The organism is Fulvivirga aurantia (genome assembly GCF_009711475.1).
Classification (GTDB): Bacteria; Bacteroidota; Bacteroidia; order Cytophagales; family Cyclobacteriaceae; genus Fulvivirga; species Fulvivirga aurantia.
Genome location: NZ_SMMD01000344.1, coordinates 1 through 1,876, shown reverse-complemented (window position 1 = coordinate 1,876; position 1,876 = coordinate 1). Strand labels below are relative to the sequence as shown.

The window sequence follows — 1,876 nt, the reverse complement described above, 5'->3', positions numbered from 1 at the left end:
GCGACTATCTATTACCAACAAGCACATAACTCCCAAAGCGCAACAATTCAAAAACTATGGATTGACACAAAGGGAACAAGAAATTGCAACACTTCTATTTGAAGGCTTAACCTATCAAGACATAACTCACAAACTACATATTTCACTTCCCACGGTAAAAACACACACTAGTAATATTTACAAGAAATGTAGTGTGAAGAACCGCCATGAACTAAGTCGATTACTATCAGATTGATTATCAGCCTCATACTTTTGTATGATATTCATTTTATAGGCATAAATCAACCCATTGCCTGATTGTCTATCATAGCAAGCACCAATAATTTCGCTTCAAAAAGGCATAAAATGAAGCATAAACTATTATCGATTGTTTTTGGTCTATTGATTAGCACTTTTGTTCTAGCCCAGGAAGATTCACCAAATAAAGAAAGACTTGATTTCGCAAAGATGTACTTTGAAATCGGTGCAACTTACCTTCCCTCCTTTACAGGAAAGCGACTTGAAAATAATACAATAACAACCTTTGATCACGCTGAAACGCTAAATTCATATCTAACATGGGGTGGTTTTCACTTTTGGGGACATACCGAATTCTATGTTACATTTCCTTTAAACCAGTTAAGCTTAAACGAAGACAATGGATCAAATCACGAACTAAATCACTGGGTAGCAACAGGTGCAAGATTTTACCCTTGGACAATGAAAGAAAGAAAAATCCGACCTTACATTGGAGTTAATTGGGGAGCGCTAGAATTCAGGCAAATATTAAAGCCTGATGAAAATCAAAGTAAACTCTCGAAGGACTTTATGCTCAACTACGATGCGGGTGTTATGTACAATTATAAAAAATTAGCCCTAAGATTCGGGGTTAATTATTTTGCAGATGACAAATGGCAATACCCTATAAGTAAAACCCAAATAGCAGAAATCAAAACACCTAAAATGTCTTTTCAATTCGGCATGCTGTATACTTTTGATGCTACAAAAGACACTAAAGAAGAAAATATTGAAAAATGGAACAGCTACCCTACTGTTTCGAAATTATCGTATGATTCTAATGAATTTGGTTCCTTTTTTATTGGTGCAGGACCATCAATTTCATTTTCTCTAGCAAAATCTGACTATAATGCTACTGAGTTTCCATACCTACAACAACAACTAACTTCTACAAATTACTTTGACATAGCCTTAGGGTATCATTTTCATAAAGCAAATCTGTTTACAGCAATATCCTACAGAAACCCAACCTTTGAAACGGAAGGCTTTGGTTCGAAACAAACCATCAAAAAGACTTCTTTAGCTTTAGAAGTAAATAAGTTTTTGACTGACTACTCTGGTTTTGCACCGTTTATCGGATTAAATGTAGCCTACGATAGGTTTAACTATGAGCAAAATGGTGATGGAATTAATACACAAGGAATATTTACTAATAAAATAGAGCCTGGATTCACTTTCGGCTGGGATATAGTACCTGGAAAAACCAATGAAGCGCTTATTCTAAGAACCAATTTGAGGTGGTATCCCTTTTCTGAATTTCAAGTAAATGGAGAAAAATTTAATTTTAGTCAATTGGAATATAACTTAATTCAAGTCGTATTCTATCCTGAAAGGCTTAAAAAAAGAAAATAAAGCTAGCACACTATCGAGTAAACGGCCGTGAACCATAAGCCCACGGCCCCTCATCCACCAGCTGGCGAATATGGGCCTCGTAAACAGCGATTAATCCTTCACCCTCAGAGGCACCTTTAAGGGACTCTGAAGCCAGTTTTAATTTAATTCGACAGACTACTCGAAGTGGTAATACAAATAGATGATAACACTCTGCACAAAGGTTTACCAAGCCTTGAAGGCTTAGTAAACCTGAGTCTATATGGAT

General features: G+C 36.0%; 3 protein-coding genes. 2 read left to right on the top strand and 1 reads right to left on the bottom strand.

The features are described from left to right. Positions 1–61: 61 nt before the first annotated feature. Both E1176_RS21455 and E1176_RS01685 read left to right on the top strand, forming a co-directional pair. The gene (locus E1176_RS21455; protein WP_185152547.1) at positions 62–235 is read left to right on the top strand and encodes a response regulator transcription factor; all 174 of its coding nucleotides are present in this window, start codon (positions 62–64) and stop codon (positions 233–235) included. A gap of 110 nt (positions 236–345) precedes the next feature. Beyond that, positions 346–1,629 carry a hypothetical protein gene (locus E1176_RS01685; RefSeq protein WP_155208845.1) on the top strand — a complete coding sequence of 428 codons (1,284 nt, stop codon included), beginning with the start codon at positions 346–348 and terminating at the stop codon, positions 1,627–1,629. Positions 1,630–1,639: 10 nt separating this feature from the next. Here the strand turns inward: E1176_RS01685 and E1176_RS20875 are convergent. Beyond that, the coding region (locus tag E1176_RS20875) for a hypothetical protein (protein ID WP_222933053.1) at positions 1,640–1,876 on the bottom strand (237 nt) is incomplete at its 5' end.

Bases quoted from the DNA above. Each gene is read 5' to 3' on its own strand.
- E1176_RS01685 (WP_155208845.1), top strand. From the start codon at position 346: ATGAAGCATAAACTATTATCGATTGTTTTTGGTCTATTGATTAGCACT.